Annotated in this window: 3 protein-coding genes; all 3 read right to left on the minus strand. The window is 69.4% G+C overall.

Features of this window, described 5'->3' with window-relative positions; all coding sequences use genetic code 11:
* On the minus strand, positions 1–926 hold a 926-nt coding region (gene ftsZ / locus ACFU99_RS40465; protein WP_384402813.1), incomplete at its 3' end, for a cell division protein FtsZ.
* A 240-nt stretch (positions 927–1,166) separates the two neighbouring features.
* Positions 1,167–2,042, minus strand: coding sequence for a cell division protein FtsQ/DivIB (locus tag ACFU99_RS40470; protein ID WP_384402816.1), 876 nt, complete (start codon positions 2,040–2,042; stop codon positions 1,167–1,169).
* A 31-nt stretch (positions 2,043–2,073) separates the two neighbouring features.
* The coding region (locus tag ACFU99_RS40475; RefSeq protein ID WP_384402818.1) for a glycosyltransferase at positions 2,074–2,576 on the minus strand (503 nt) is incomplete at its 5' end.

A 2,576-nucleotide genomic window follows, 5' to 3' on the forward strand; every position in this document is an offset into this window, starting at 1 on the left:
GCGATCACGGTGACCCGCACCTCGTCGCCGAGCGCGTCGTCGATGACCGCGCCGAAGATGATGTTGGCCTCGGGGTGCGCGGCCTCGCTCACCAGCTGTGCGGCCTCGTTGATCTCGAAGAGACCGAGGTCGCTGCCGCCGGAGATGGAGAGCAGCACCCCGCGGGCGCCGTCGATGGACGCCTCCAGCAGCGGGGAGGAGATCGCCATTTCGGCGGCGGCCACCGCACGGTCGTCGCCGCGCGCCGAGCCGATGCCCATGAGCGCCGAGCCGGCCTCGGACATCACGGACTTGACGTCCGCGAAGTCGAGGTTGATCAGGCCCGGGGTGGTGATGAGGTCGGTGATGCCCTGGACGCCGGAGAGCAGTACCTGGTCCGCGGACTTGAACGCGTCGAGCACGCTCACCTGGCGGTCCGAGATCGACAGCAGCCGGTCGTTGGGGATGACGATCAGAGTGTCGACATTCTCCCGCAGCCCGGCGATGCCGTCCTCGGCCTGGTTGGCACGGCGGCGGCCCTCGAAGGTGAACGGCCGGGTGACCACACCGATCGTCAGGGCGCCCAGCGAGCGGGCGATGTCGGCGACGACGGGCGCGCCGCCCGTGCCGGTGCCGCCGCCCTCACCCGCGGTGACGAAGACCATGTCGGCCCCCTTGAGGACCTCCTCGATCTCCTCGCGGTGGTCCTCGGCCGCCTTGCGGCCGACGTCGGGGTTGGCGCCGGCGCCGAGGCCGCGGGTGAGCTCCCGGCCGACGTCGAGCTTGACGTCGGCGTCGCTCATCAGCAGGGCCTGCGCATCGGTGTTGATCGCGATGAACTCGACGCCCTTGAGACCGACCTCGATCATCCGGTTGATGGCGTTCACGCCACCGCCGCCGATGCCGACGACCTTGATGACTGCGAGGTAGTTCTGCGGTGCTGCCACGTCGAAGGCCTCTCGCCTCGAGTTACGTATGCCTGGGGGACGGTTCTGAATGCCGACCCGAACCCTAACGTTGAAGTTTAGGGTTACCGGTGTCACTGTTCCGTGGGTTCTCCGAACAGGACACTAAGTCGACAAGTGGCGCACGTTCAATGAACACGCCGAACCTCCCGTTTTTCTTTTCACCCTATGTGATCACCCATAGCCCTAGCCAACCAGGGTGCTGGCCTGCTGCGATGTGCGTCAACTTCCGGACACCGCGGGCGAGCTGGGGGCACTTACGTCGAAATGATCCGCTCCGCGGGCCGCTTTCATCAGCGCGGTGAGCGTCCGGGCCTTCTCCGCGCCCCGCTCGCTGCTCCCCCACATGACCTTCCGATCGTCCGTCAGCTCCAGGGTGATGGAGTCGTACGAGCGTACGCGGATGATCCGGGTGTCCTTGCGGACCGCGGCGGGCAGCTCGCCCGCCACCCGGACGGCCTCCTCACGGAGCCGGTCCGGGCCGAACCGCCGCAGGCTCGACGCCGTCGGGCCGTCGCCCTTCGCGGGCTCCACCGCCAGGAACGGCACGCCTTTCGGCGGCTTGTCCACTGTGGCGAAACGCACGCCCCCGGAATCGACTTCGACGAACTTCGCACCCTTCTTGATGAGTGCCTCGGGCTGCCGCTCGGTGACTTTCAGTCTGATTCCGTGCGGCCAGGACCGTTCGACGTCCACGGTGTCGATGCGCGGCAGCTCCGCGCGCAGCCGCGCCGCGATGGCGTCGGTGTCCACGGAGACGAGGGGCGCGCCGAGCGGTACGCGCGCCGCGTCGCGCACCTCGCCGGGGGTCAGCACCTTGGTTCCGGCGACCTTCACCTGCGTCGCGCGCAGCCAGCTGGATCCGTACAGCGCCCAGAGGGCGGCGCCCCCGACCAGGACGACCGCGACGGCGGAGACGATCAGGGCGCGGCGGCTCGGCAGCCGCCGACCGCCGGGGCGGCGGGGCGGGCCGGACTTCGACGGCTTCTGCTTCGGCTTCGGTCTCGATTTGGGTTTGAGTCCCAGCTTCGTCTGAAGCCGAAGTTTTGACTTCCCGCTCTTCGAGTCACCGCGCTGAGCGGTCGTCGGTCCGGCCACGCTCCCCTAGCCTCCTGCTCCCACGGGCCGTTCAGCCCGCTCTGCGTGCGGCGATCGCCTCGTACACCATCGCGACGAGCAGCTCGTCGGCGTCCCGGCGGCCGAACTCCGCGGCGTGCCGCGACATCTCGTACAGCCGGTGCGGGTCGGCGAGCACCGGCAGGACATTGCCCTGCACCCACTCGGGGGTCAGCTCGGCGTCGTCGATCAGCAGGCCGCCGCCCGCCTTGACCACCGGCTGGGCGTTGAGCCGCTGTTCGCCGTTGCCGATGGGCAGCGGTACGTACACGGCGGGCAGCCCGACGGCGGACAGCTCGGCGACGGTCATCGCGCCCGCGCGGCAGAGCATCATGTCGGCCGCGGCGTACGCGAGGTCCATCCGGTCCACGTACGGTACCGGGATATAGGGCGGCATACCGGGCATGTTGTCGACATGCGGCAGCTCATTCTTCGGGCCGACCGCGTGCAGGATCTGGATGCCCGAGCGCTGGAGCGCCGGCGCGACCGCCTGGACGACCTCGTTCAGCCGGCGGG

Origin of the sequence: Streptomyces sp. NPDC057654, assembly GCF_042800135.1 — a bacterium.
GTDB lineage: Bacteria > Actinomycetota > Actinomycetes > Streptomycetales > Streptomycetaceae > Streptomyces.